This is a genomic window from Streptomyces rubradiris (assembly GCF_016860525.1).
Lineage (GTDB): Bacteria > Actinomycetota > Actinomycetes > Streptomycetales > Streptomycetaceae > Streptomyces > Streptomyces rubradiris.
In genome coordinates this window covers 829,708-850,278 of sequence record NZ_BNEA01000001.1, presented here as the reverse complement: position 1 = coordinate 850,278, position 20,571 = coordinate 829,708, and the positions used below count along the sequence as shown (strand labels likewise).

At 75.2% G+C, this 20,571-nt stretch carries 18 protein-coding genes and 1 pseudogene; 7 read left to right on the top strand and 12 right to left on the bottom strand.

Going from position 1 to position 20,571, the window contains the following annotated elements:
• The first annotated feature begins 99 nt into the window (after positions 1-99).
• The 5 genes and pseudogenes from Srubr_RS03985 to Srubr_RS03965 all read left to right on the top strand — a co-directional run bounded on the left by Srubr_RS03985 (position 100) and on the right by Srubr_RS03965 (position 6,506).
• Complete coding sequence (locus tag Srubr_RS03985) at positions 100-867, top strand: hypothetical protein (RefSeq protein ID WP_189998527.1); 768 nt, start codon at positions 100-102, stop codon at positions 865-867.
• Positions 864-1,430, top strand: a pseudogene (locus tag Srubr_RS03980) (SixA phosphatase family protein). Before Srubr_RS03985 ends, Srubr_RS03980 begins: the two are co-directional and overlap by 4 nt.
• 9 nt (positions 1,431-1,439) lie before the next feature.
• Positions 1,440-2,069 (top strand): YigZ family protein, encoded by a 630-nt coding sequence (locus Srubr_RS03975; RefSeq protein ID WP_189998525.1) that lies wholly within the window; start codon positions 1,440-1,442, stop codon positions 2,067-2,069.
• A 103-nt stretch (positions 2,070-2,172) separates the two neighbouring features.
• Positions 2,173-3,336: an exonuclease SbcCD subunit D gene (locus Srubr_RS03970; RefSeq protein ID WP_189998523.1), complete on the top strand. Its 1,164-nt coding sequence runs from the start codon at positions 2,173-2,175 to the stop codon at positions 3,334-3,336.
• Positions 3,333-6,506, top strand: coding sequence for an AAA family ATPase (locus Srubr_RS03965; RefSeq protein WP_189998520.1), 3,174 nt, complete (start codon positions 3,333-3,335; stop codon positions 6,504-6,506). The genes Srubr_RS03970 and Srubr_RS03965 overlap by 4 nt, the downstream gene beginning before the upstream one ends.
• Before the next feature lie 180 nt (positions 6,507-6,686).
• Here Srubr_RS03965 and Srubr_RS03960 read toward each other — a convergent pair whose 3' ends face one another.
• From Srubr_RS03960 to Srubr_RS03950, 3 genes are read right to left on the bottom strand one after another with little or no spacing between them, the layout of a single operon-like run.
• Positions 6,687-7,589, bottom strand: coding sequence for an aminoglycoside phosphotransferase family protein (locus Srubr_RS03960; protein WP_189998518.1), 903 nt, complete (start codon positions 7,587-7,589; stop codon positions 6,687-6,689).
• Between the two features lie 42 nt (positions 7,590-7,631).
• On the bottom strand, positions 7,632-8,294 hold the full coding sequence (locus Srubr_RS03955) for an SMI1/KNR4 family protein (protein ID WP_189998516.1): 663 nt from the start codon (positions 8,292-8,294) through the stop codon (positions 7,632-7,634).
• Between the two features lie 40 nt (positions 8,295-8,334).
• Positions 8,335-8,781, bottom strand: coding sequence for an Lrp/AsnC family transcriptional regulator (locus Srubr_RS03950; RefSeq protein WP_189998515.1), 447 nt, complete (start codon positions 8,779-8,781; stop codon positions 8,335-8,337).
• 94 nt (positions 8,782-8,875) lie between these two features.
• Here Srubr_RS03950 and Srubr_RS03945 point away from each other — a divergent pair, with 94 nt between their 5' ends.
• Positions 8,876-9,352, top strand: coding sequence for a rhodanese-like domain-containing protein (locus Srubr_RS03945; RefSeq protein ID WP_189998513.1), 477 nt, complete (start codon positions 8,876-8,878; stop codon positions 9,350-9,352).
• A 19-nt stretch (positions 9,353-9,371) separates the two neighbouring features.
• Here Srubr_RS03945 and Srubr_RS03940 read toward each other — a convergent pair whose 3' ends face one another.
• From Srubr_RS03940 to Srubr_RS03925, 4 genes are all read right to left on the bottom strand, one after another.
• Complete coding sequence (locus Srubr_RS03940; protein ID WP_189998511.1) at positions 9,372-10,616, bottom strand: cytochrome P450; 1,245 nt, start codon at positions 10,614-10,616, stop codon at positions 9,372-9,374.
• Positions 10,617-10,648: 32 nt separating this feature from the next.
• The gene (locus Srubr_RS03935) at positions 10,649-12,040 is read right to left on the bottom strand and encodes an NAD(P)/FAD-dependent oxidoreductase (RefSeq protein WP_189998509.1); all 1,392 of its coding nucleotides are present in this window, start codon (positions 12,038-12,040) and stop codon (positions 10,649-10,651) included.
• A complete protein-coding gene (locus tag Srubr_RS03930) occupies positions 12,030-12,260 on the bottom strand; it encodes a ferredoxin (protein WP_189998508.1) in 231 nt (76 codons plus the stop codon). The genes Srubr_RS03935 and Srubr_RS03930 overlap by 11 nt, the downstream gene beginning before the upstream one ends.
• Positions 12,261-12,411: 151 nt before the next feature.
• Complete coding sequence (locus Srubr_RS03925; protein WP_189998506.1) at positions 12,412-13,074, bottom strand: hypothetical protein; 663 nt, start codon at positions 13,072-13,074, stop codon at positions 12,412-12,414.
• Between the two features lie 261 nt (positions 13,075-13,335).
• On the opposite strand from Srubr_RS03925, the gene Srubr_RS03920 reads away from it, so the two are divergent.
• Positions 13,336-14,163 carry an SDR family oxidoreductase gene (locus tag Srubr_RS03920; RefSeq protein ID WP_189998505.1) on the top strand — a complete coding sequence of 276 codons (828 nt, stop codon included), beginning with the start codon at positions 13,336-13,338 and terminating at the stop codon, positions 14,161-14,163.
• Between the two features lie 36 nt (positions 14,164-14,199).
• Here the strand turns inward: Srubr_RS03920 and Srubr_RS03915 are convergent, their stop codons facing one another.
• From Srubr_RS03915 to Srubr_RS03895, 5 genes are all read right to left on the bottom strand, one after another.
• Positions 14,200-15,888 (bottom strand): DUF885 domain-containing protein, encoded by a 1,689-nt coding sequence (locus Srubr_RS03915; RefSeq protein WP_189998504.1) that lies wholly within the window; start codon positions 15,886-15,888, stop codon positions 14,200-14,202.
• A gap of 53 nt (positions 15,889-15,941) precedes the next feature.
• Positions 15,942-16,118 (bottom strand): hypothetical protein, encoded by a 177-nt coding sequence (locus Srubr_RS03910; protein ID WP_373313623.1) that lies wholly within the window; start codon positions 16,116-16,118, stop codon positions 15,942-15,944.
• A gap of 208 nt (positions 16,119-16,326) precedes the next feature.
• Positions 16,327-17,778 carry a GNAT family N-acetyltransferase gene (locus Srubr_RS03905; protein WP_229926937.1) on the bottom strand — a complete coding sequence of 484 codons (1,452 nt, stop codon included), beginning with the start codon at positions 17,776-17,778 and terminating at the stop codon, positions 16,327-16,329.
• Positions 17,779-17,904: 126 nt separating this feature from the next.
• Entirely contained in the window at positions 17,905-19,491 is a 1,587-nt protein-coding gene (locus tag Srubr_RS03900; RefSeq protein ID WP_189998502.1) for an alkaline phosphatase D family protein, read from the bottom strand.
• Between the two features lie 177 nt (positions 19,492-19,668).
• Positions 19,669-20,499 (bottom strand): alpha/beta fold hydrolase, encoded by an 831-nt coding sequence (locus tag Srubr_RS03895; RefSeq protein ID WP_189998500.1) that lies wholly within the window; start codon positions 20,497-20,499, stop codon positions 19,669-19,671.
• Positions 20,500-20,571: the final 72 nt, after the last annotated feature.

Here is a 20,571-nt window from a genome sequence, read left to right as displayed (position 1 = left end):
GTCACTCCGGCGCGCCGGGATTCCCGTCGTACCCGGCACGCTGTCCGGAAACGGCGCAAGCTGCTGCATACGGCCGCCGGCCCGCCCTACGCTCGCCCCGTGCTGCGCATCCTCGACGCCCGAACCGGTGAGCCCGTCCCCGCCGCGCCCGCCCGCCGCGGCCTGACCCGCATCGAGGCCCACGCCTTCGGTGCGGACCCGACGGCCCTGCGGGTCCTGCTCACCGCCGACCTGCTCGTCCGCGCCCTGGAACTGGGCGGTACCCCGGTCTGGACGGGCCTCACCGCCCCCCACGACCAGCCGGAACTGCGCACGGCCAGCACCCGCCTGGCCATCCGCCCCTTCGAGTTCAGCCGCGACCTCGCCTCCGGCCTCGGCGAGGCCCAGGCCCTCCACGTGGTCCGGCGGGACTCCGCGGCGGCGGTGGGGGAGGGGCCGGTGGTGGCGGTGGCCGGGGTGGAGTGGGTGCCGGAGGCCGGCGGGCAGCCCGCGGGGGGCGGCCCGGCCGTGCTCACGGCGCTGCTGTCCGACCCCTCCGCCCTGCGCCTCGCCCTGCTCGCCGTACCGCGCGGCGAACCCGCGCGTCTGGACCCCGCCACGCTGGCGGAGGCCGCGCGCGGCCTCGCCCGGTGGCGGCGGGCCGTGGCCGGCTGGGCCCGGCGGCCCTCGCGGCCCGTCCCCGGCGAGGTGCGCGACCGGTTGCGCGCCGCCTGGGAGGACGACCTCGACCTGCCTGCCGTGCTCGGCGTCCTGCGGGAGGTGGAGGGCGCGCCCGGCATCCCCGACGGCGCCCGCTTCGAGACCTACGCCTACGCCGACCGCCTGCTCGCCCTGGATCTCGTGCGCGACCTCGGGAGCCCCGGGTGAAGGGACCGGCGGGCACCGGCCCGCTGCTGCGGCTGCGGGTGCTGCGGCACGCCGAGTCCGCCTGACCCGAGGGCGTAGGGGACCGGCTGCGGCCGCTCGCGCCCCGCGGGCTGCGGGACGCCCCGGCCGCCGGGCGCGCCCTCGCCGCCGCCGGTTTGCGGCCCGGCCTCGCCCTGTGCTCCCCCGCCGTACGGGCCCGCCGTACCTGGGAGCTGGTCTCCGCCGAGTGGGCCGAGCCGCCGCCCGTGCGCTACGACCGGCGGCTGTACGCGGCGGGCGTACCGCAGGTGCTGGAGGTGGTGCGCGAGGCGCCGGCCGAGGTGCGGACCCTGCTGCTGATCGGGCACGACCCCGGCCTGGTGGAGCTGGTGGCGGTGCCGGCCGCCGACGGGCTCGACGTCCCGCCGGAGCGGGTTCGGGCCGGGTTCCGGACCTCCGCGGTCGCCGCCCTCACCTGGCACGGCACCACCTGGCGGGCCCTCGCCCCGGGCACCGCCCCGCTCACCTCCTTCACGGTCCCGCGGGGCGGGCGCCCGGGAAGCTGCCGTCCGGCCACGGACTAGGCTGGCCGGATGCAGGACGAGTACCGCACAGTCGCCCGCGCGGGCGTGCACGAGACCGAGATCAACCGCTCCCGCTTCCTGTGCGCCCTCGCCCCGGCCGCCACCGAGCAGGAGGCCCAGGACTTCATCGCCGCCGTGCGCAAGGAGCACGCCGACGCCACCCACAACTGCTGGGCCTACGTCATCGGCGCCGACGCCTCCGTGCAGAAGGCCAGCGACGACGGCGAACCAGGCGGCACCGCCGGCGTGCCCATGCTCCAGATGCTGCTGCGCCGCGACATGCGGTACGTCGTCGCCGTGGTCACCCGCTACTACGGCGGTGTCAAGCTCGGCGCGGGCGGGCTGATCCGCGCCTACGGCGGCTCGGTCGGCGAGGCCCTGGACGCCCTGGGCACGATCACCCGGCGCCGCTTCCGGCTGGCCACGGTGACCGTCGACCACCAGCGCGCGGGCAAGGTGCAGAACGACCTGCGCGCCACCGGACGCGAGGTGCGCGACGTCCGCTACGGCGAGGCCGTCACCATCGAGATCGGGCTGCCGGACGCCGACGTGGACGCCTTCCGCGCCTGGCTCGCCGATGTGACGGCGGGCACGGCCGGCTTCGAACTGGGCGGCGAAGCCTACGGAGACGCCCGATAATTGGGGTGAAACGGGCATAACGCGCGCTCGGGTGGCGGGGGATGGCGGCCGGTGCCGGAGCGACCGGCCGTGATGTCGGACCCGGCCGTTAGTCTCGGGGCTCATGAGGATCCTGCACACGTCCGACTGGCACCTCGGCCGGGCCTTCCACCGGGTGAACCTGCTTCAGGCGCAGGCCGGGTTCATCGGTCACCTCGTCACCACCGTGCGTGAGCGCGAGGTGGACGCGGTGGTCGTGTCGGGCGACGTGTACGACCGCGCGGTGCCCCCGCTCGCCGCCGTGGAGCTGTTCGACACCGCCCTGCACCGGCTCGCGGACCTCGGCGTGCCCACGGTGATGATCTCCGGCAACCACGACTCGGCCCGCCGCCTCGGCGTCGGCGCCGGGCTCATCGACCGCGCCGGCATCCACCTGCGCACCGAGCCGTCCGCCGCCGGCACCCCCGTGATCCTCCGGGACGCCCACGGCGATGTCGCCTTCTACGGCCTGCCGTACCTCGAACCCGCCCTGGTCAAGGACGAGTTCGGCGTCGGCAAGGCCGGTCACGAGGCCGTGCTCGGCGCCGCCATGGACCGCGTCCGCGCCGACCTCGCCGCCCGCCCGCGGGGCACCCGTTCCGTCGTCCTCGCCCACGCCTTCGTCACCGGCGGCCAGGCCAGCGACAGCGAACGGGACATCACCGTCGGCGGGGTCGCCGCCGTACCCGCCGGGATCTTCGACGGGGCCGACTACGTGGCGCTCGGCCACCTGCACGGCTGCCAGACCATCACCGAACGCGTGCGCTACTCCGGCTCGCCGCTCGCCTACTCCTTCTCCGAGGCCGGCCACCGCAAGAGCATGTGGCTGATCGACCTGGACGCGGACGGCTCGGTCACCGCCGAACGCGTCGACTGCCCGGTGCCGCGCCCCCTCGCCCGTATCCGCGGCCGCCTCGACGACCTCCTCGCCGACCCGGCGCTGGCCCGCCACGAGGACGCCTGGGTCGAGGCCACCCTCACCGACCCGGTCCGCCCCGCCGAGCCCATGGCCCGCCTCACCGCACGCTTCCCGCACACCCTCAGCCTGGTCTTCGCCCCCGAACGGACCCCCGACGACTCCCGCGTGTCGTACGCCCGGCGGCTCGCGGGCCGCAGCGACGAGCAGATCGCCCAGGACTTCGTCGCCCACGTGCGCGGCGCCGGACCCGACGCCGCCGAGACCGCCGTACTGCGCGAGGCGTTCGACGCCGTGCGCGCCGACCACACCGTGCGGGAGGTGGCCCGGTGAGGCTGCACCGGCTCGACATCACCGCCTTCGGGCCCTTCGGCTCCACCCAGAGCGTCGACTTCGACGCGCTGTCCGGCGCCGGACTGTTCCTCCTGCACGGCCCGACCGGCGCCGGCAAGACCTCCGTCCTGGACGCCGTGTGCTACGCCCTCTACGGCTCGGTCCCCGGCGCCCGGCAGAGCGGCCAGGGCACGCACCTGCGCAGCGACCACGCCCCGCCCGGCACCCGCACCGAGGTCCGCCTCGAACTCACCGTCGCCGGCCGCCGACTGGAGATCACCCGGCAGCCCCCGTGGGAGCGGCCCAAGAAGAACGGGCGTCCGGGCACCACAGTCGACAAGGCCCAGACCTGGCTGCGCGAGTACGACGCCCGGGCCGGCTCCTGGAAGGACCTCAGCCGCTCCCACCAGGAGACCGGCGCCGAGGTGGAGCGGCTGCTCGGCATGAGCCGCGAGCAGTTCTGCCAGGTCGTCCTGTTGCCCCAGGGCGACTTCGCCCGCTTCCTGCGCGCCGACGCCGAGGCCCGGGGCAGGCTCCTCGGCCGGCTCTTCGACACCCAGCGCTTCGCCGACGTCGAGAAGCGCCTCGCCGAACGCCGCCGCGCCACCGAGGCACGCGTGCGCGAGGGCGACACGGCCCTGCTCGCCGACGCCCACCGCATGCAGCAGGAGGCCGGCGACGCCATGGAGCTGCCCGAGCCGGACCCCGGCGACCCAGGGCTCGCCGAGGCGGTCCTCGGGGCCGCCGCCGTCGCCCGCAGCACCGCCCGGGAACGCTTCGACATCGCCCGCTGCCGCCTCGCCGCCGCCGAGTCCGCCCACGCCGCGGCCCGGCACGCCCTGGACGAGGCCCGTGAACTCGCCCGGCTGCAAAGCAGGTTCGCCGCGGCCAGGGAGCGCGCCGAACGGCTCGCGGAACGGGCCGGCGCCCACCGCGAGGACCAGGAGCGGATGGAGCGGGCCCGCAAGGCGGAGACCGTCGCGCCCGCGCTGGAACTGCGCGAGGCGGCCGACCGGGAACACCGCGAGGCGACGGAAGCCGAGGCACGCGCACGCCGGGCGCTCGCCGACGTGTCGGGAGGCGCCGACGCGTATGAGAGCGTCCGCGGGTACGGGCGTGCCGACGCGTACGGGGATGCCGACGGGCATGGGGGCGCCGACGGGCATGGGGGCGTCGGCGCGCGCGGGGACGCCGGTCGGTACGGAGGCGCGGACGCCCATGGGCGCGCCGGCGCGTACGGGGGTGCCGACGCGTACGTGGGTGCCGACGCGAGCGGGCTCGCCGCCGCCGCCCGCCGGGCCGCCGAGGAACTCGGCGGGCTGGACGCGGCCCGGCGCGCCGAACGCCGGCTCGCCGAACTCGCCGAGGAACGCGCCGGACTCGACCGGCAGGAGCGCGCGGACGAGGACGTCCTGCGCGAGACCGACGCCTGGCTCGACGGCTGGGACACCACCCGCGCCACCCTCCAGGCCCGGCTCGACTCCGTTCAGGAGGCCGCCACCCGCGCCGAACAGCTCGCCGTGCAGCGCGAGCCCATGCGACGCCGGCTCGACGCGGCCCGCACCCGCGACCGGCTCGCCGTCGACCTCGCACAGGCCCGGCAGCGCTCGGAGGAGTCCCGCCGGCGCGCCATGGACGCCCGCGCGCACTGGCTCGACCTCAAGGAACAGCGGCTGACCGGCATCGCCGCCGAACTGGCCGCCCACCTCACCGACGGCGAGCCCTGCGCGGTCTGCGGCGCCACCGAACACCCCGCGCCCGCGCGCAAGGCCGTCGGACACGTCGACCGCGAGACCGAGGACCGCGCCCTCGCCGCCTCCCGGCGGGCCGAGGAACAGCACACCGCGGACGAGCGGCGGCTCGGCGAGGTCCGCGAGGCCCTGGCCGCCGCCACCGCCGAGGCCGGCGACACCCCCACCGCGCGCCTCGCCGCCGAGGCGGACCACCTGGAGCGGGAGTACGCCCGCGCCCGGCACGACGCCTCCGCCCTGCACGCCGCCCAGCAGGAGCTGCGGCGCGCCGAGCAGGAGCGCGAGCAGCGGCTGGCCGACCACCAGCAGGCCGCCGTACGGGCCGCCTCCCGGCTCACCCGCCGCGAGACCCTGGAGCGCGAACGGGCGCTGCTGGAAGCGGAGGTGGAGCAGGCGCGGGGCGGCCTGGGCAGTGTGGCGGCGCGCGCGGCACAGCTGGAGCGGCTCGCGGCCCGGCTCACCGAGGCCGCCGACGCCGTCCGCGCCGCCGAGGACGCCGCCCAGCGGCTGAAGGCCGCCGACGCCCGCCTCGCCGACGCCGCCTACCGGGCCGGCTTCGACACGCCCGCTGCCGCCGCGGCGGCCCTGCTGGACCCGGCCGCCCACCGCGAACTCCAGCACCGCCTGGACGCCTGGCAGCAGGAGGAGGCCGCGGTCCGCGCGGTCCTCGCCGAGCCCGGCACCACGGCGGCGGCCCAGCTACCGCCCGCCGACCTGGCCGGCGCCGAGCGGGCGGTGGCCGCCGCGGAACGGCGGCTGCGCGAGGCCGGCTCGACGCGCGACGCCGCCGCCCGCTGCCGCGCCGAGCTGGACCGGCTGTCCGCGCGCGCCACGGAGGCGGTACGCCGGCTCGCCCCGCTGCGCGCCGAGCACGACCGGGTGGCCCGGCTGGCCGCCCTCACCGCGGGCACCTCCGCCGACAACGAACGCAGGATGCGCCTGGAGTCGTACGTCCTGGCGGCCCGGCTGGAGCAGGTCGCCGCCGCCGCGACAGTCCGCCTCCAGCGCATGTCGTCCGGGCGGTACACCCTCGTCCACTCCGACGACCGCACCGGGCGCGGACGCAGCGGGCTCGGCCTGCACGTGGTCGACGCCTGGACCGGACGGGAACGCGACACCGCGACCCTGTCCGGCGGGGAGACCTTCTTCGCCTCCCTCGCGCTCGCCCTCGGCCTCGCCGACGTCGTCACCGAGGAGGCCGGCGGCGTCCGCCTGGACACCCTGTTCATCGACGAGGGGTTCGGCAGCCTGGACGACCAGACCCTGGACGAGGTGCTGGACGTCCTGGACGGCCTGCGCGAACGCGACCGCAGCGTGGGCATCGTCAGCCACGTCGCCGACCTGCGGCGGCGGATCCACGCCCAACTGGAGGTCGTGAAGGGCCGCTCGGGCTCTTCACTGCGCCAACGAGGCGTCTGACCGGGTCGGCCGGGGCGCGCACCCCGGCCGGACCCGCGGGGACGGGTGCGGTCGGTTTCCGTGCGGGACGACGGGGGGTGGGTACGAGACGTCCTCTCGCTGCTGTGGGAACGGCCCCTCTCGCCGCGCCTGCCCGGCCGTGGGCGCGGGCAGGCCGCGCCGGCGGCACCGCCGGGTGGGTCAGCCGTCGGCGAGGGCGACGAGGAACCCGGTTTCCGCGTCGTACCGGCCCCCGCACACGCGGGGTGCCGCGATGAGGGGCGCCAGGGCCCGGCACCATGCCGACACGCGACCGGGATGCTGGCCGGGAACCATGCCCGCCAGTTCCCCGATCCTGTCCTCCAGCACGTCGAGGCCCAGGACGCCGTCGAGTACCCAGTCCACGGCGTCGAAGTCGGGGTCGCCCCACGCGGGCCTGGGATCGATCGCCACCATGCGGGCGTGCGGACCCGACAGCACGTTGGCCGGGTGCAGATCACCGTGCACGAGACGCGTGGGCCCACTGGAGGCCAGTTCGAGCGCCGTCTCCCGGGCCCGCGCCAGGGCCGCCGGAGCGAAGAGGCCCTTCTTGCCCGCTGCGGTCAGCATGCTGTCCGCCAGGTCGAACAGGAAGCCGATCCGGTGCGACAGAGGCTTCAGTACCGAGTGCCCTCCTGGTGTGTGAGCAGGGGACCGTAGCTCCGTCAGCAGGGCGGCGGCGTCCGACAGTTGCCAGGTGAGTCTCCTCAGGGGCACGCCGGGCGCCACGTCGTCGAGCAACAGGGCCCCGACGGTGAGGTCCTGCGCCAGCAGGGTGACGACCGACGGCGTTGCCGCCCAGGCCCGCAACGCCTCGGCCTCCTCGCGGGCGATCGTGTGGTCCGGCGTGAGCTTCAGCCATACCGGGGCACCGGTCCCACGCCGCGCGCAGCGGAACACCCGCGAAGTGCCTCCCCCGCCCGCCGCCAGGACGTCCAGGTCCCAGCGGGCGGCCAGTTCGGCGACGAGTCCGGGCAGTTCGTCGCACCAGGAGAGCACCTCGGGTCCGAACCGGAGCACCAGCCGGTCCCGGATGTCCGGTGTGACATAGGCCAAGTCCCTCAACGCGCCCTCCGGGGCCGGTCGGTGTGCATCGTTCGAGCGGTTTCATGTCGCCGGGTGCCACCGGCGCCGCTCGTCCTCGGTCAGGGTTTCGTCCAGCCACACGAGCCGGCCGTCCAGCAGACCCGGCGTCCCCTCGGTGGCGAGCGCCGGGGTCTCCAGGCTGTCCGCGATCTCTTCGAGGTAGGTCACCACGGAGTGCTGCGGCTCGGTGCCGTCCGGCAGGACGTACGCGTACTTGGACCAGTGCCACATCAGCCCCGACCCGCTGTCGAGATACGTGCCCAGGACGGTGTCGTACTCGCCGGAGGAGAAGACGGGTATCCACGGCCGCTGCCATACGACGATGTCGTCCTCACCCGGGACACCGGGCGTCGGGTATCTCCGTTCTGCCTGTGTCTGCAACACCATCATGCGCCGGTACACCGCCACGGCGTCGTCCAGACGCAGCAGAGAGCGATTGCCGAGCCAGAACCCGCCACCGTTGACGTTGCCGCCCGAGACGAGCCCCCACAGCGTCCGCAGCTCCACCGGGACGGCGAACCCCAGCGCCGCCTCCACGGCCGCGATCTCCTCCGCGCCGGCGCCCGGCCCCAGAGCCGCGTGGGAGACGGGCGCGCGCTCGCCCAGCCACGCCTCGATCCGCCGCCACGCGTCCGTGACCAGCCGTGCCGTTGTCTCCGCTGTCTCCTCGGTTCTCCCCGTCATCGCGGCAGCCCAGCGGGAGGAACGACCGCCCCGGTCACCGCTAGCGGCCCAGGGGGCGGCGCGGCAAGGGGGAGGAGTACACCACGCTGGTGGTCACCGAGCCGAGCGTGCCGATCCGTCCGGAGACCTCCTCCAGGTGGGACATCGACCGTGCGGCGACCTTGATGACGAAGCAGTCGTCGCCCGTGACGTGGTGCGCCTCCAGGATCTCGGGTGTCGCCGCGACCAGGTCGTGGAAGGGCTTGTAGTTGCCGTTCGGATAGCGCAGCCGCACGAACGCCAGGATCGGCAGGCCCAGCCGCTCGGGGTCGACCACCGCCGCGTACCCCTGGATCACGCCCGCCTCCTCCAGCCGCCGGACCCGTTCGGTGACGGCGCTCGGCGACATGGACACGGCGCGCGCCAGCTCGGCGTAGCTGGAGCGTCCCTCGCGCTGGAGGACTTCGAGGATGCGCCAGTCGGTGGCGTCCGGGGAATACACGGTCATCCCGGATGGATAGCAGGGAAAACCCCGGCGGGACAAGGGCAAGCCCGTGGATCGTCCCTTCAGGGCGGCGGTCCGTGGACCGTAGATTTCCCGCATGATCAACACCGCTTCCGAGAACCCCGTCCTGCGGGTCGCCCCCGCCGCCCCCGCCGAGGCCGCCGCCTACTTCCGGGCGAGCCTCGCCTTCCACGCCGACGTCTCCGACGTGGCCACCGCGCTCGCGGCCGGCGGCGATCCGGGATTCGTCGTCGTGGACACCCGCTCCACCGCCTCCTGGGACCAGGGCCACGTCCCCGGCGCCGTCCACCTGCCGACCGCGCTCGTCCCCGAGCAGGCCGAACGGCTCCTCGACAAGTCCGTGCCCGTGGTCACGTACTGCTGGGGCCCCGGCTGCAACGGCGCCACCCGCGCCGCGCTCGCCCTGGCCGAACTCGGCTACCGGGTCAAGGAGATGCTCGGCGGCTTCGAGTACTGGGCGCGCGAGGGCTTCGCCTACGAGACCTGGCAGGGCCCGGTCCGCCGGGACGCCGACCCGCTGACCGCCCCCGTCGACGGCGACTGCGGCTGCTGAACACGCCCGGCTCCGGTGCTCAGCGCAGCCCGTCGAAGGCGACGTCCAGATGGCGGGGCCCGCGCAGCACGGCGTTCTCCCGGTACGGCGGAGGGTCCTCCACCAGGCGGGGGTTCTCCAGCCGCCGGGCCAGCTCGGACAGCGCGATCTGGGTCTCCAGACGGGCCAGCGGGGCGCCGAAGCAGCTGTGGATGCCGCTGCCGAACCCCAGGTGCCGGATGTCCCGGCGGTCCGGGTCGAACCGGTCGGGGTCCTCGAACCGCTCCGGGTCCCGGTTGCCCGCGGCCAGCATCAGCCAGATCCGCGAGCCCTTCGGGATGGTGACCCCGCGCACCTCGATGTCGGTGATGCAGGTGCGCTGCGGCACGAGCTGCACCGGCGGTTCGTAGCGCAGCAGTTCCTCCACGACGGGGACCGACAGCCCCGGGTCCGCGCGCAGCCGCCCGAGGACCTCCGGGTGGCGCAGCAGGGTCAGCATGCCGTTGGTGATCAGGTTGACCGTCGTCTCGTGGCCGGCGATCAGCAGCAGCACCGAGGTGCTGAGCACCTCCATCATCGTCATCGCGCCGTCCGGGCCGCGGCTGTTGACCAGGTCGGACAGCAGATCGTCGCGGGGTTCCCTGGCCCGCTCCTCGACCAGCCCGGACAGGTACATGCCGAGCCGCATCCGCGCCTCCTGCGCGCTCTGCCGGTACTCCGCCTCCTGGCCGCCGCCCGGCCGCTTCTCCGGGTCCAGGCTCGCGACCAGCGGGTCCACCCAGGTGCGGAAGGTCGGCTCGTCCTCCCGGGGCACCCCGAGCAGCCGGCAGATCACCGTCACCGGGAACGGGTAGGCGAACTGGTCGACCAGGTCGACCCGGCGGGCGTCACCGAAACCGTCGATCAGTTCCGTGACGATCTCCCGCATCGCGCCGCGCATGCCCTCGATCCGCCGCGGCCGGTGCGGCGGCCCGAACCCGGTGTTGGCGATGCGGCGCAGCCGGTCGTGCTCGGGCGGGTCCAGTCGCAGGAACGACGGCGGCAGCCCGCCCGTCTCCTCCGGCCCGCCCGGACCGTCCGCCCCGGCGGCGGCCAGGTTGGTGGCGTCGGAGCTGATCCGCGGATCGTGCAGCAGCGCCTCGATGTCGTAGTACGAGCTGATGAGGTACGGGCCGTCCTCCTCCTCGTGGAGGACGGGTGTGCGACGCAGTTCCGCGTACAGCGGATAGGGGTTGGCGCGGTTGCCGAAATCGGTGATCCGGCGGGCCAGCGAGGCGTGCGGCATGGCGGTTCCTTGACAGCGTCGGGGTGGGCGGGTCAGTGCCGGGAGGGGTGGAAGACCAGCTGCTGGTCGGCCGGCGAGTAACCGCTGAGGGTCACCATGGGACCGTGGGTCGGCAGCGACGGGTCCGGGAACCCGGCCGGCACCGGCTGCCGGCCCTCCGGACGGCGGTCCAGCGTCGGGAACTCCACCGGGAACGGCGCGCCCCGCTCGATCTGCCGCTGGTAGAACTCCAACCAGCGCGCGTTGTCGAAGGTCACGGCGGCCACGATCCGGCCCTGGTGGCCGTAGACCCCGACGAACCGGCGCTCGGCGAGCGAGCCCTGCGTGATCATCAGCTGTTCGCCCATGGGCGGCACGCCGACCGACTTGATGTTGACCCCGAACATCGACGACCAGAACGCCGGCATCCACAGGTGCGGGCGCCGGTCGGCGCCGTCGCAGATCATGTTGTGCGCGGCCGTCTCCGCCTGCGCGACGGCGTTGCCCCAGTGCTCCAGCGACAGGAACTGGTAGCCGAACAGCGCGTGCGGGGAGCGCGCCACATCGCCCGCCACGAAGACGTCGTCCGTGACGATGCCCCGGAAGTCGAAGGCCCGGCAGCCCGCGTCACAGGCGACGCCCCGCGGCCCGGCGCCCAGTCCCGACCCGGTCAGCCACTCGGTGTTGCGCAACGACCCCAGCGACACCACGACCACGTCCGCCTCGACCACGCTCTCGTCGGACAGGTGCACGGCCCGCACCCTGCCCACCGTGTCCCCCTCCAGCGCGGTCACCGTGACATGGGTGCGCAGGTCCACGCCGTGCTCCGTCGCGAGGTCCGCCGCGACCGAGCCGACCACCCCGCCGAGCGCGCCCACCAGCGGCGCCCCCGCCCGCTCGGCCATGCTGACCGGCAGACCCATCTCCCGGCAGGCCGAGGCCACCTCCGAACCGGCGAACCCGGCGCCGATGACGAACACCCGCCGCGGCCCCGCCCGCAGCCGCCGGGCCAGGTCGGCCGCGTCCTCCCGGGTGCGCAGCACGCACACCCCGTCCAGCCGGGCCTCCTCCTCCTTGAACCACGGCCGGGCACGCACCCCGGTCGCGATGAGCAGCCGGTCGTACTCCACCTCGTCCCCGTCGGCCAGCCGGACCCGCTTGGCCGCCAGATCCAGACCCGTCGCCGCCACGCCCAGCCGCCACTTCGCGTCGATCTCCCGGCGGCGCGGCAGCTGTGTGCGCAGCGGGGACGCCACGCCCAGCAGCGCGGATTTCGACAGCGGCGGCCGGTCGTACGGCTCGTGCGGCTCGTCCCCGATCAGGGTCAGATCACCGGCGAAGCCCTCGGCGCGCAGCGTCTCGGCCGCCCGCAGGCCCGCCAGCGAGGCGCCCACGATCACGATCCGTCCCTCACGCCGGAGCCGTTCGATGTGGTCAGCGGGCATCGGACGCCCCCTGGGACGCGCCCGCGCGGTCCAGGCCGTCGGCGGTGATCGCCCGCACCGGGCACGCGGCCACGGCCCGCGCCACCCGCTCCCGCTGCTCCTCCTCCGGGCGCGGGTCGTACAGCAGCGACTCCTCGCCGTGCATGGCGAAGACATCGGGCGCGAGGAACGCGCACTGGGCGTACCCCTGGCACTTGTTGAGATCGACGACAAGCCTCATCGACGCTCCGCCCTTTCCCACGGCGAGGTCCGGACGCGCCACACGGCTCGCGCGGGCGGGCTCCGGACGGCGGTCACCCCCGCTCGCCAGCATGCGAGCGGGGACGGGGGACCCGCGCGCCGGGCACGCCGATCGAGTGACCGTCGGCGGCCTACCCGGTGCCCTTCTTCCGGCCCGCCCTGAGGATGTGCAGGCCGGTCAGCAGCGACCAGGCCGGGAAGACCAGCTCCGCCCACGGCACGTTCGACGACACGAAGAGCAGGACCAGTACGGTGACGAAGCCCGCGATCGCCAGCGGGCGGGGCAGCACGCCCAGCCGGTACCCCATGACCGACAGGGACGACACGAAGACGGCCGCCATCCGCATGGCGTATCCGGTCATCAGCGTGTAGGCGAGGTGGCGGCCGAAGTCCCACGCCACCGGCAGCGGCGGCAGACCCGGCGGATGGGCCACCGCCAGCACGGCGCCCGCCGCCGCGGCGGCCCCGAACAGCGTGGCGGTGAAGACCAGCCCGCTGCCCAGGAAGACGGTGGCGAGGAACTTGTCCTCGGCCGCGCCGACGTGCCCGCGGATCGCGCCGAGGAACCACAGGAAGAAGATCCCGGCGAACGGCACCAGCGCGAGGGCCGCCCGCAGCGCGTCGCGCCGCCCGGAGTCCGTGAAACCCCGCGCGGACACCGCTCCGGCTCCCTCCGGAATGGCCAGCCTGACCAGGACCATCGCCGCCGCCAGGAGCAGCGCGAAGACGATCCCGGCCAGGCCCGCGGCGCGCGGTGTCCGCAGCGCCCTGTGCTCCGGCGCGTTCTCCGGCATGCCGGCCCGCCTTTCCCCGTCGGTGCTGTGGCACCAGCGGGCCACCTCCGGCCCGGCCGCGCCACCGGGAGACGGCCGTCCGGCCGAGCGCGGAGACCGTGGCGGACCTCGTCGCCTCGACCGCCTCCGCCTCCGCCGCGGGGCGGCCGGGAGCCGGTACAGAGCGACCGACATCGCCGGTTCCGCGCCGGGCGCGGCGGCCGGCGCCACCCCCCGAAATCCGCTCGCGCGCCCCGCGTCCGCTCCCTAAGGTGAACGGCCGTGATCACTCCTGCCGAACTGCGCCGCGACCCCCTGCCCCTGCGCGGCCGGACCGCGCTCGTCACCGGCGCCTCCCGGCGGGCCGGGATCGGGCACGCCGTGGCCCGGCGGCTGGCCGCCTACGGAGCCAGCGTGTACCTGCACCACCATGTGCCGCACGACGCCGCCATGCCCTGGGGCGCCGACAGCCCCGGCGCCGTCGCCGACTCCGTGCGCGAGGCGCTCGCCGACCCCCGGGCGCGGGTCGCCTCCGGCCCCGGCGACCTGGCCGACCCGGCGGAACCGGCCCGGCTGGTGCGGACCGTGACCGAGGAGTTCGGCCGCCTGGACATCCTCGTCGCCAACCACGCCCTCAGCGGATCCGACGGCACCCTGGACGACATCGACGCCGCGATGCTGGACGCCCACTGGGCCGTGGACACCCGCTCGGTGCTGCTGCTCGTCCAGGCGTACGCCCGCTCGCGCGCCGCCTCATCCGAGGACGCCCCCGGCGGGCGCGTGGTGCTGATGACCTCCGGCCAGGACCTCGGCGGCGGCATGCCGGGCGAGATCGCCTACGCCCTGCAGAAGGGCGCCCTCGCCTCCGTCACCCGCTCGCTGGCCACCGCGCTCGCCGACCGGGGCATCACGGTGAACGCCGTCAACCCCGGCCCGGTCGACACCGGTTACGCCACCGGCGAGGCGCACGCGGCGGTGGCCGCGCGGTTCCCCGCCGGACGCTGGGGCGCGCCCGACGACCCCGCCCGCCTCATCGCCTGGCTGGCCACCGACGAGGCGGGCTGGATCACCGGCGAGGTCGTCAACTCCGAGGGCGGCTTCCGGCGCTGACGTAAGCCCCCGGAGCCGCCGTGCCGGCCGGGGCGGTCACAGCCGGGACAGCTCGTCCACCAGGTCGTCCAGGCCGAGCGAACCCTGGGACAGCGCCGCCATGTGCCAGGCCTTCAGGTCGAACGCGGCGCCGTGCCGGGCGCGCGCCCGCTCCCGGCCCAGCAGCCAGGCCCGCTCGCCCAGCTTGTAGCCGATCGCCTGGCCCGGCATGGTCAGATACCGGGTCAGCTCGCTCTCCACGAAGTCCGCCGGGCGGCTGCTGTGCGCCCCGAAGAACTCCTGCGCCAGTTCCGGGGTCCAGCGCTCGCCTGGGTGGAACGGCGAGTCGGCCGGGATCTGGAGCCCCAGGTGCATGCCGATGTCGATGATCACCCGCACCGCGCGCATCATCTGCGCGTCCAGATAGCCGAGGCGCTCCTCCGGGTCGCCGAGATAGCCCAGTTCGTCCATCAACCGCTCCGCGTACAGCGCCCAGCCCTCGACGTTGGCGCTGACCATGCCCACCGTCGCCTGGTAGCGGGAGAGGCTGTCCGCCACGTGCGCCCACTGCGCGAGCTGGAGGTGGTGACCGGGTACGCCCTCGTGGTACCAGGTCGACACCAGGTCGTAGACCGGGAAGCGGGTCAGGCCCATCGTGGGCAGCCAGGTGCGGCCGGGCCGGGAGAAGTCCTCCGACGGGGACGTGTAGTAGGGGGCCGCCGCGCCACCGGGCGGCGCGATCCGCGACTCCACCCGGCGCACCCGCTCGGCCAGTTCGAAGTGCGTGCCGTCCAAGTCCGCGATCGCCCGGTCCATCAGGCCCTGGAGCCAGTCGCGGACCTCGTCCACGCCCTCGATGTGCCGCCCGTGCTCGTCCAGGTGCGCGAGCGCCGCCCACGGCGTCTCGGCGCCGGGCAGGATCTTCTCCGCCTCCTCGCGCATCTCGCCGAGGATCCGGTGGAACTCCGCCCAGCCGTAGGCGTACGCCTCGTCCAGGTCCAGGTCGGTGCCGTTGAAGTAGCGGGCCGAACGCGCGTACCGCTCCCGGCCGACCACGTTCGGGGCGCCCTCGACGGCCGGTGCGTACACCCGGCGCAGCCAGTCCCGCAGTTCCACCACGGCACCGGTGGCCGCCCGCGCCGCCTCGTCCAGCTCCGCGCGCAGGGCGTCGGGACCGGCGGCGGCGAAGTCCTCGAACCAGCCGCGCCCCTCGCCGGTGTCCGCCCACTCGGTCAGCTGGCCGATGAACGTGGCGGTCGGCCGCGGCCCCGCGAACAGCTTGCGCTCCAGGCCGAGTTCGAGGGAGGCGCGGTAGCCCGCGAACGCCTCCGGCACCGCGCGCAGCCGCTCGGCGATCGCCGCCCAGTCCTCCTCCGTCTCCACCGGGGTGATGGTGAAGGCCTCCCGGACCGCGTGGCCGGGCGTGTGCATGTTGCCGACCTCACGCAGGTGTTCGCCGGCCTCGTGCATCGCGAGCTGGGCGGTCAGCCGCTCCCGCAGCAGCCGCCCGCAGCGCCGCTCCACGTCACCGCCGGCGCCGGGCCGCCGCTCCGCCTCGTCCAGCCGCGCGAGCGTGTCCCGGGCCAGCCGCGCCTGCGCGTCCCAGCCGTCGGGCGAGTAATCGGGCAGCCTGCTGGAACTCTCCCGCACACCGAGGAAGGTGCCGGTGACCGGGTCGAGGGCGATGAGGTCGTCCACATAGGCGTCGGCGACCTGACGGGGCAGCGGGTTCTGGGTATCGGACATGCGGCCCATCCTCGTACGCCGGGGATCTCCGCGTCACCCGGGTACGTCGGTATTCAGCTCTGGGCGTGGCCGGGCGGCAGCCGGGGCCCGCACGCCCACTGCCGGAAGACCGGCCGGGGCTCCGCCCGGGCGACCTCCCGCCGTGCCGTGAACTCGTTGGGCACCAGCCGCCGGAGGCAGGCCGTGTGCGTGAGCCGCTGTTGGCCGGCCGTGTGCGCGACGGGCCGCATGCACCGGACGGTCGTCCACGGCCGCGGCAAGCGCAGCGCGACGACCTGGGCCGGCCGGGCCCGGCCTGGACCGGGCACCGGGCGCTCCGATCCGGGCGCTCCGCGCGGACGGCAGGGGGGCGAAGGCGTCGCGGGAGGCGGTGCGTCGAGGGTGGGCAGGCCCCGCGGGGATGATCGCGCGGGGCCTGCCTCGGCGGTGCGGCGGCCGTCAGTCCCGGTGGACCGGGTCGGTGTGGCGGCGGTGTGCGGTGGGGTCGAGCGGGGAGGCCGAGGAGTGCCCGGGGGCGTCCAGGCGGGCCGTGATGACCAGGGTGCCCTCCTCGATCTGGTAGTCCAGGGGCAGGCCGAGGGCGCGCATCGCGGCGATCATGCCGGTGTTGGACGCCTTGGTCACGGCGTACACGCTCGCGCACCCGGCCTCCGCCGCCATCCCGACCAGCCGGCCGAGCAGTTCGCCGCCGACGCCCCGCCGCTGCCACTCGTCCTCGACCAGCAGCGCGACCTCGGTCTCGTCGCCGTCCCACAGCAGATGCCCGAGGCCGACGATCCGGCCGGAGGCGGTCTGCGCGGCCAGCGTGCGGCCGAAGCGGGGGCTGAGCAGATGGTTCAGATAGCGGTCCGCGTCACCGACCGGGCCGTGGTAGCGCAGCCCCAGCGTCCGCGCCGAGCACCGGTCGTGCATCGCCCTGGCCGCTGCCAGGTCCCCGGTGTCGACCCGGCGCACCGTGATGTCGTCGCCCTCGGGCAGCGTCAGCACATCCTGCCCGCGGGGGATCCGCGGCCCGAGCCGGCCGTCCAGCTCCACCAGCGCCCGGGCGCGCGCGAACTCCGTCGGGGTGAACGGCAGATACGGCCGCTCCACGGTGAGCACCCCGCCCTCGGGTGCCGGCAGCCGCATCACGGTGTCCTCCAGCACCCCCTCGGCGGGCACCGGCAGCGGGCCCCGGCCATCGCCGGCCGGCGTGGCGGGCAGCGACCGGATCGTGCACCGGCCCAGCAACTGCCGCAGTGCCAGCGGCAGTTCGGAGGCGTCCAGCGCGGTACGGGCGGCCAGGCCCAGCACCCGGGTCGGCGCGTCGACCAGGTCGTGGGCGTCGGCCCGCTCGATCCACGTGGACGTGCCCCCGGCCAGCGCGACCGCCCGGGTGAGGCCGGCCGCCGTCAGCGTGCCCGGTGCCCGCAGCAGGAACTCGTCCACCGTGCCGTGGGCCAGCGGGTGGGTCTGGAGGCTGAGGATGTCCACCCGGTGCCCGGCGAGCGCCGTGCACAGGGCGGCGAGGGACCCCGGTTCGTCCTTCACCGTCGTCCGCATCCGCCACAGCGTGCCGGGACCGGCCGGAGCGGCCACCGGGGCGCCGGGCTGTCCGGACGGCCCGGCCGGCCGCGTCTCGGCGGCCGGCCGGGCACCGGTATCGCTCAGGGGCGGCGCGTGTCCGTGGCGGCGTGACCACCACACGTGGAAGCCCGCCGTCGCGGCCAGCACCATCGCCGAGATCACGAGCAGGGCCGGTCCGTCCGGCCCGTGCCCGATCAGGTTGGCCACCGCGTCCGCGATGGCCACCGCCGTGAACAGCGCGGCGAGTTCGACGACGTCCCGCCGCCAGTGGTGCACGGGCCGTCCGTGCCGGGCCCGGGTCACATCAGGCATCTCTGGAGTCATGCGGCCACTGTGCAGGAGGGGTGTTGCGCGATCACGAACTGATTGTGTCCGACGAGTAAAAGCATGCTCCGCCCCATTTGTTGCGTTTTCTACGGCCGACCGGTCACCCTCCCCGCTCCGGCCCGCCTACTGGCCGACCCGGCCCGGCTGGAGCGTCCGGCTGAACAGCACGCCGCCGTCCTGCTCCCGCAGCCGTACCGTCAGCTCGCCGCTGTCCCCGTCGATGTCCACCTCGCCGAAGAACTGGTAGCCGCCGGCCGGGGAGACGTTGGACGCGGCCGGCGCCTTCACGAACACCCGCTCCGGGCCGAACGTGCCGTCCAGCGGGCTGGCCGGGAACGCGCCGGCGTTCAGCGGCCCGGAGACGAACTCCCAGAACGGCTCGAAGTCGGTGAACGCGGCCCGGGACGGCTGGTAGTGCTGGGCCGAGGTGTGGTGCACGTCCGCCGTCAGCCACAGCGTGCCGGTGATCCGCCGGTGCTTGACGAACCACAGCAGCTCGGCGATCTGCAGCTCGCGCCCGAGCGGCGCGCCGGGGTCGCCCTGGGCCACCGCCTCGAAGTTCGGCCGGCCCTCCGTCGCGTCCGGTACGACGAGACCGATCGGCATGTCGGCGGCGATCACCTTCCACACCGCCCGGGAGCGGGCCAGCTCCCGCTTGAGCCACTCCAGCTGCTCCCGGCCGAGGATGCCCTGCGGGTCGGTCGTCTGGTCGTCCGGCGAGTTGGCGTTGCGGTAGGTGCGCATGTCCAGCACGAACAGGTCCAGCAGCGGGCCCTGGCGCAGCACCCGGTAGACGCGGCCCTCCCTGGCGCCCGGCCGCAGCGTGGGGAGGGGGAAGTACTCGCCGAACGCCCGCTGGGCGCGCGCGGCGAGGACGTCGACGCTCTTCTCGGTGTACCGGGTGTCGGTCGTGGCGATCACCTCGCCCGGGTACCAGTTGTTGCGCACCTCGTGGTCGTCCCACTGGATGACCGAGGGCACCCGGGCGTTGAACGCGCGCAGGTTGGCGTCCAGCAGGTTGTAGCGGAAGTTGCCCCGGTACTCGGCCAGGGTCTCGGCGACCTTGGCCTTCTCCTCGGTGGTGATGTTGCGCCAGGTGCCGCCGCCGGGCAGTGCCTGGGTCTCGGGGATCGGGCCGTCGGCGTATATGTTGTCGCCGCTGCACAGGAAGAAGTCGGGGTCCAGCCGGGCCATGGCGTCGTAGATGCGGTAGCCGCCGAGGTCGGGGTTGATGCCCCAGCCCTGGCCGGCCAGGTCGCCCGACCACAGGAAGCGCACGCCGTCCCGGCGGCGCCGGGAGACCGTGCGGAAGGTGCCGGTGACGGGCTCGCCGGTGCGGCGCGAGTCGTCGGGGTCGGCGAGCAGCACGCGGTAGTGGATCTGCTCGCCGGACGGCAGGCCGTGCAGCCGGGTGGTGCCGGTGAAGTCCGTGCCTGCGCCCAGCAGCGGGCCGCGCCAGCGGCGCGGGTTGCGGAACGACTCGGTGGCCGAGGTCTCCACGATCATCCGGGCGGGCCGGTCCGCACGCACCCACACCAGGCCCGAGTCCGCGGTCACGTCCCCGGTCTGCACCCCCCAGCCCGCCTCGGGGCGGCCGGAACGGGCGAACGCCGGGGCCGCGCCGAGGCCGACGGGCAGGGTCAGGGCCGCCGACGCGGCGAGCGAGCCGCGCAGTACGCTGCGGCGGCCCGGGAGTGGACGATGGGACATGGCTGCGCCTCCAGGGACGGGATCCGGCCAGTGTGCGCAGCCACACCTACTGGGGCGGCGCGGCGCGCACGCGAACCGGAGGTGAACTCCCGTCGCGGGCAGGACCGTCTGAGCGGCGCGCGACAGCGGACGGCCGGACTCGCCGCCCGGCCGCGCCGCCCCGGTCCGCAGGCTGCGTCAGCGGCTGCCGTCCAGGATCACCCGCGCCACCAGCGCCGGGTCGTCGTTCATCGGGACGTGACCGCAGCCGGGCAGCCGGACCAGCCGGGCGTGCGGGACGATCCGCTTGGCGCGGACGCCCTGGCGGGGCACCAGGAGCCGGTCCCGGGCCCCCCAGGCCACCGTGACCGGCAGGCCCGGCACGGCGTCGGTGAACCGGACCGTGGCGCCCGCCCGCAGGGTCGCCGTGAAACCGGTGGCCGTCGCGAGCGCGCGCGTCTCGGCGACCACCGCCTCCGGCGAACGGCGTGCCGGGCGGGCGTAGATGGTGCTGGTCAGCGCGGTGCGGCCGGCCGCCGTGCGGGACAGCCCCGCCACCACCGGCGGCGGTAGCCGGCGGGCGATGCCGCGCATGCCGAGCAGCACCGTGAAGGCGTACCGCCGCTCGGCCTGTGACCAGAAGCCGGCGGGGGACAGGGCCGTGACGGACCGTACGAGCTTCTCCCGGCCCAGTTCGAGGGCGAGCAGGCCGCCCAGCGAGTTGCCGGCGACGTGCGGGCGGTCCAGGTCCAGCGCCTCGAACAGGGCGCCGAGCACGGCGCCGGTGGTGGGCAGGTCGTAGGCCAGCCCCTGCGGCAGGGCCGGGGACGCGCCGAAGCCCGGCAGGTCCACGGCGATCACCTCGCGCTCGGTGGCCAGGATGTCCACGACCGGGTCCCAGGCCTGCCGGTGGTGGCCGATGCCGTGCAGCAGGACCAGCGGTTCCCCGCGGCCCACGCGCGCGTAGGACATGGTCACCTCGCCCGGGCCGTGGGGGGCGGGGACCTGGAAGGAGACGGTGGCGGACATGGGGTGCTCCTCGTCTGTGCTGCCGACGGACGCCGTAGACAGCTTGTCAGCAATCGCCTACCGGCGGGTAGC

Excerpts from the sequence above, each read along its gene's own strand:
- Srubr_RS03975 (WP_189998525.1), top strand. The coding sequence starts at position 1,440 with ATGCAGGACGAGTACCGCACAGTCGCCCGCGCGGGCGTGCACGAGACC.
- Srubr_RS03970 (WP_189998523.1), top strand. The coding sequence starts at position 2,173 with ATGAGGATCCTGCACACGTCCGACTGGCACCTCGGCCGGGCCTTCCAC.
- Srubr_RS03955 (WP_189998516.1), bottom strand. The coding sequence starts at position 8,294 with ATGACGGGGAGAACCGAGGAGACAGCGGAGACAACGGCACGGCTGGTC.
- Srubr_RS03950 (WP_189998515.1), bottom strand. The coding sequence starts at position 8,781 with ATGACCGTGTATTCCCCGGACGCCACCGACTGGCGCATCCTCGAAGTC.
- Srubr_RS03945 (WP_189998513.1), top strand. The coding sequence starts at position 8,876 with ATGATCAACACCGCTTCCGAGAACCCCGTCCTGCGGGTCGCCCCCGCC.
- Srubr_RS03940 (WP_189998511.1), bottom strand. The coding sequence starts at position 10,616 with ATGCCGCACGCCTCGCTGGCCCGCCGGATCACCGATTTCGGCAACCGC.
- Srubr_RS03935 (WP_189998509.1), bottom strand. The coding sequence starts at position 12,040 with ATGCCCGCTGACCACATCGAACGGCTCCGGCGTGAGGGACGGATCGTG.
- Srubr_RS03930 (WP_189998508.1), bottom strand. The coding sequence starts at position 12,260 with ATGAGGCTTGTCGTCGATCTCAACAAGTGCCAGGGGTACGCCCAGTGC.
- Srubr_RS03925 (WP_189998506.1), bottom strand. The coding sequence starts at position 13,074 with ATGCCGGAGAACGCGCCGGAGCACAGGGCGCTGCGGACACCGCGCGCC.
- Srubr_RS03915 (WP_189998504.1), bottom strand. The coding sequence starts at position 15,888 with ATGTCCGATACCCAGAACCCGCTGCCCCGTCAGGTCGCCGACGCCTAT.
- Srubr_RS03910 (WP_373313623.1), bottom strand. The coding sequence starts at position 16,118 with ATGCGGCCCGTCGCGCACACGGCCGGCCAACAGCGGCTCACGCACACG.
- Srubr_RS03905 (WP_229926937.1), bottom strand. The coding sequence starts at position 17,778 with ATGACTCCAGAGATGCCTGATGTGACCCGGGCCCGGCACGGACGGCCC.
- Srubr_RS03900 (WP_189998502.1), bottom strand. The coding sequence starts at position 19,491 with ATGTCCCATCGTCCACTCCCGGGCCGCCGCAGCGTACTGCGCGGCTCG.
- Srubr_RS03895 (WP_189998500.1), bottom strand. The coding sequence starts at position 20,499 with ATGTCCGCCACCGTCTCCTTCCAGGTCCCCGCCCCCCACGGCCCGGGC.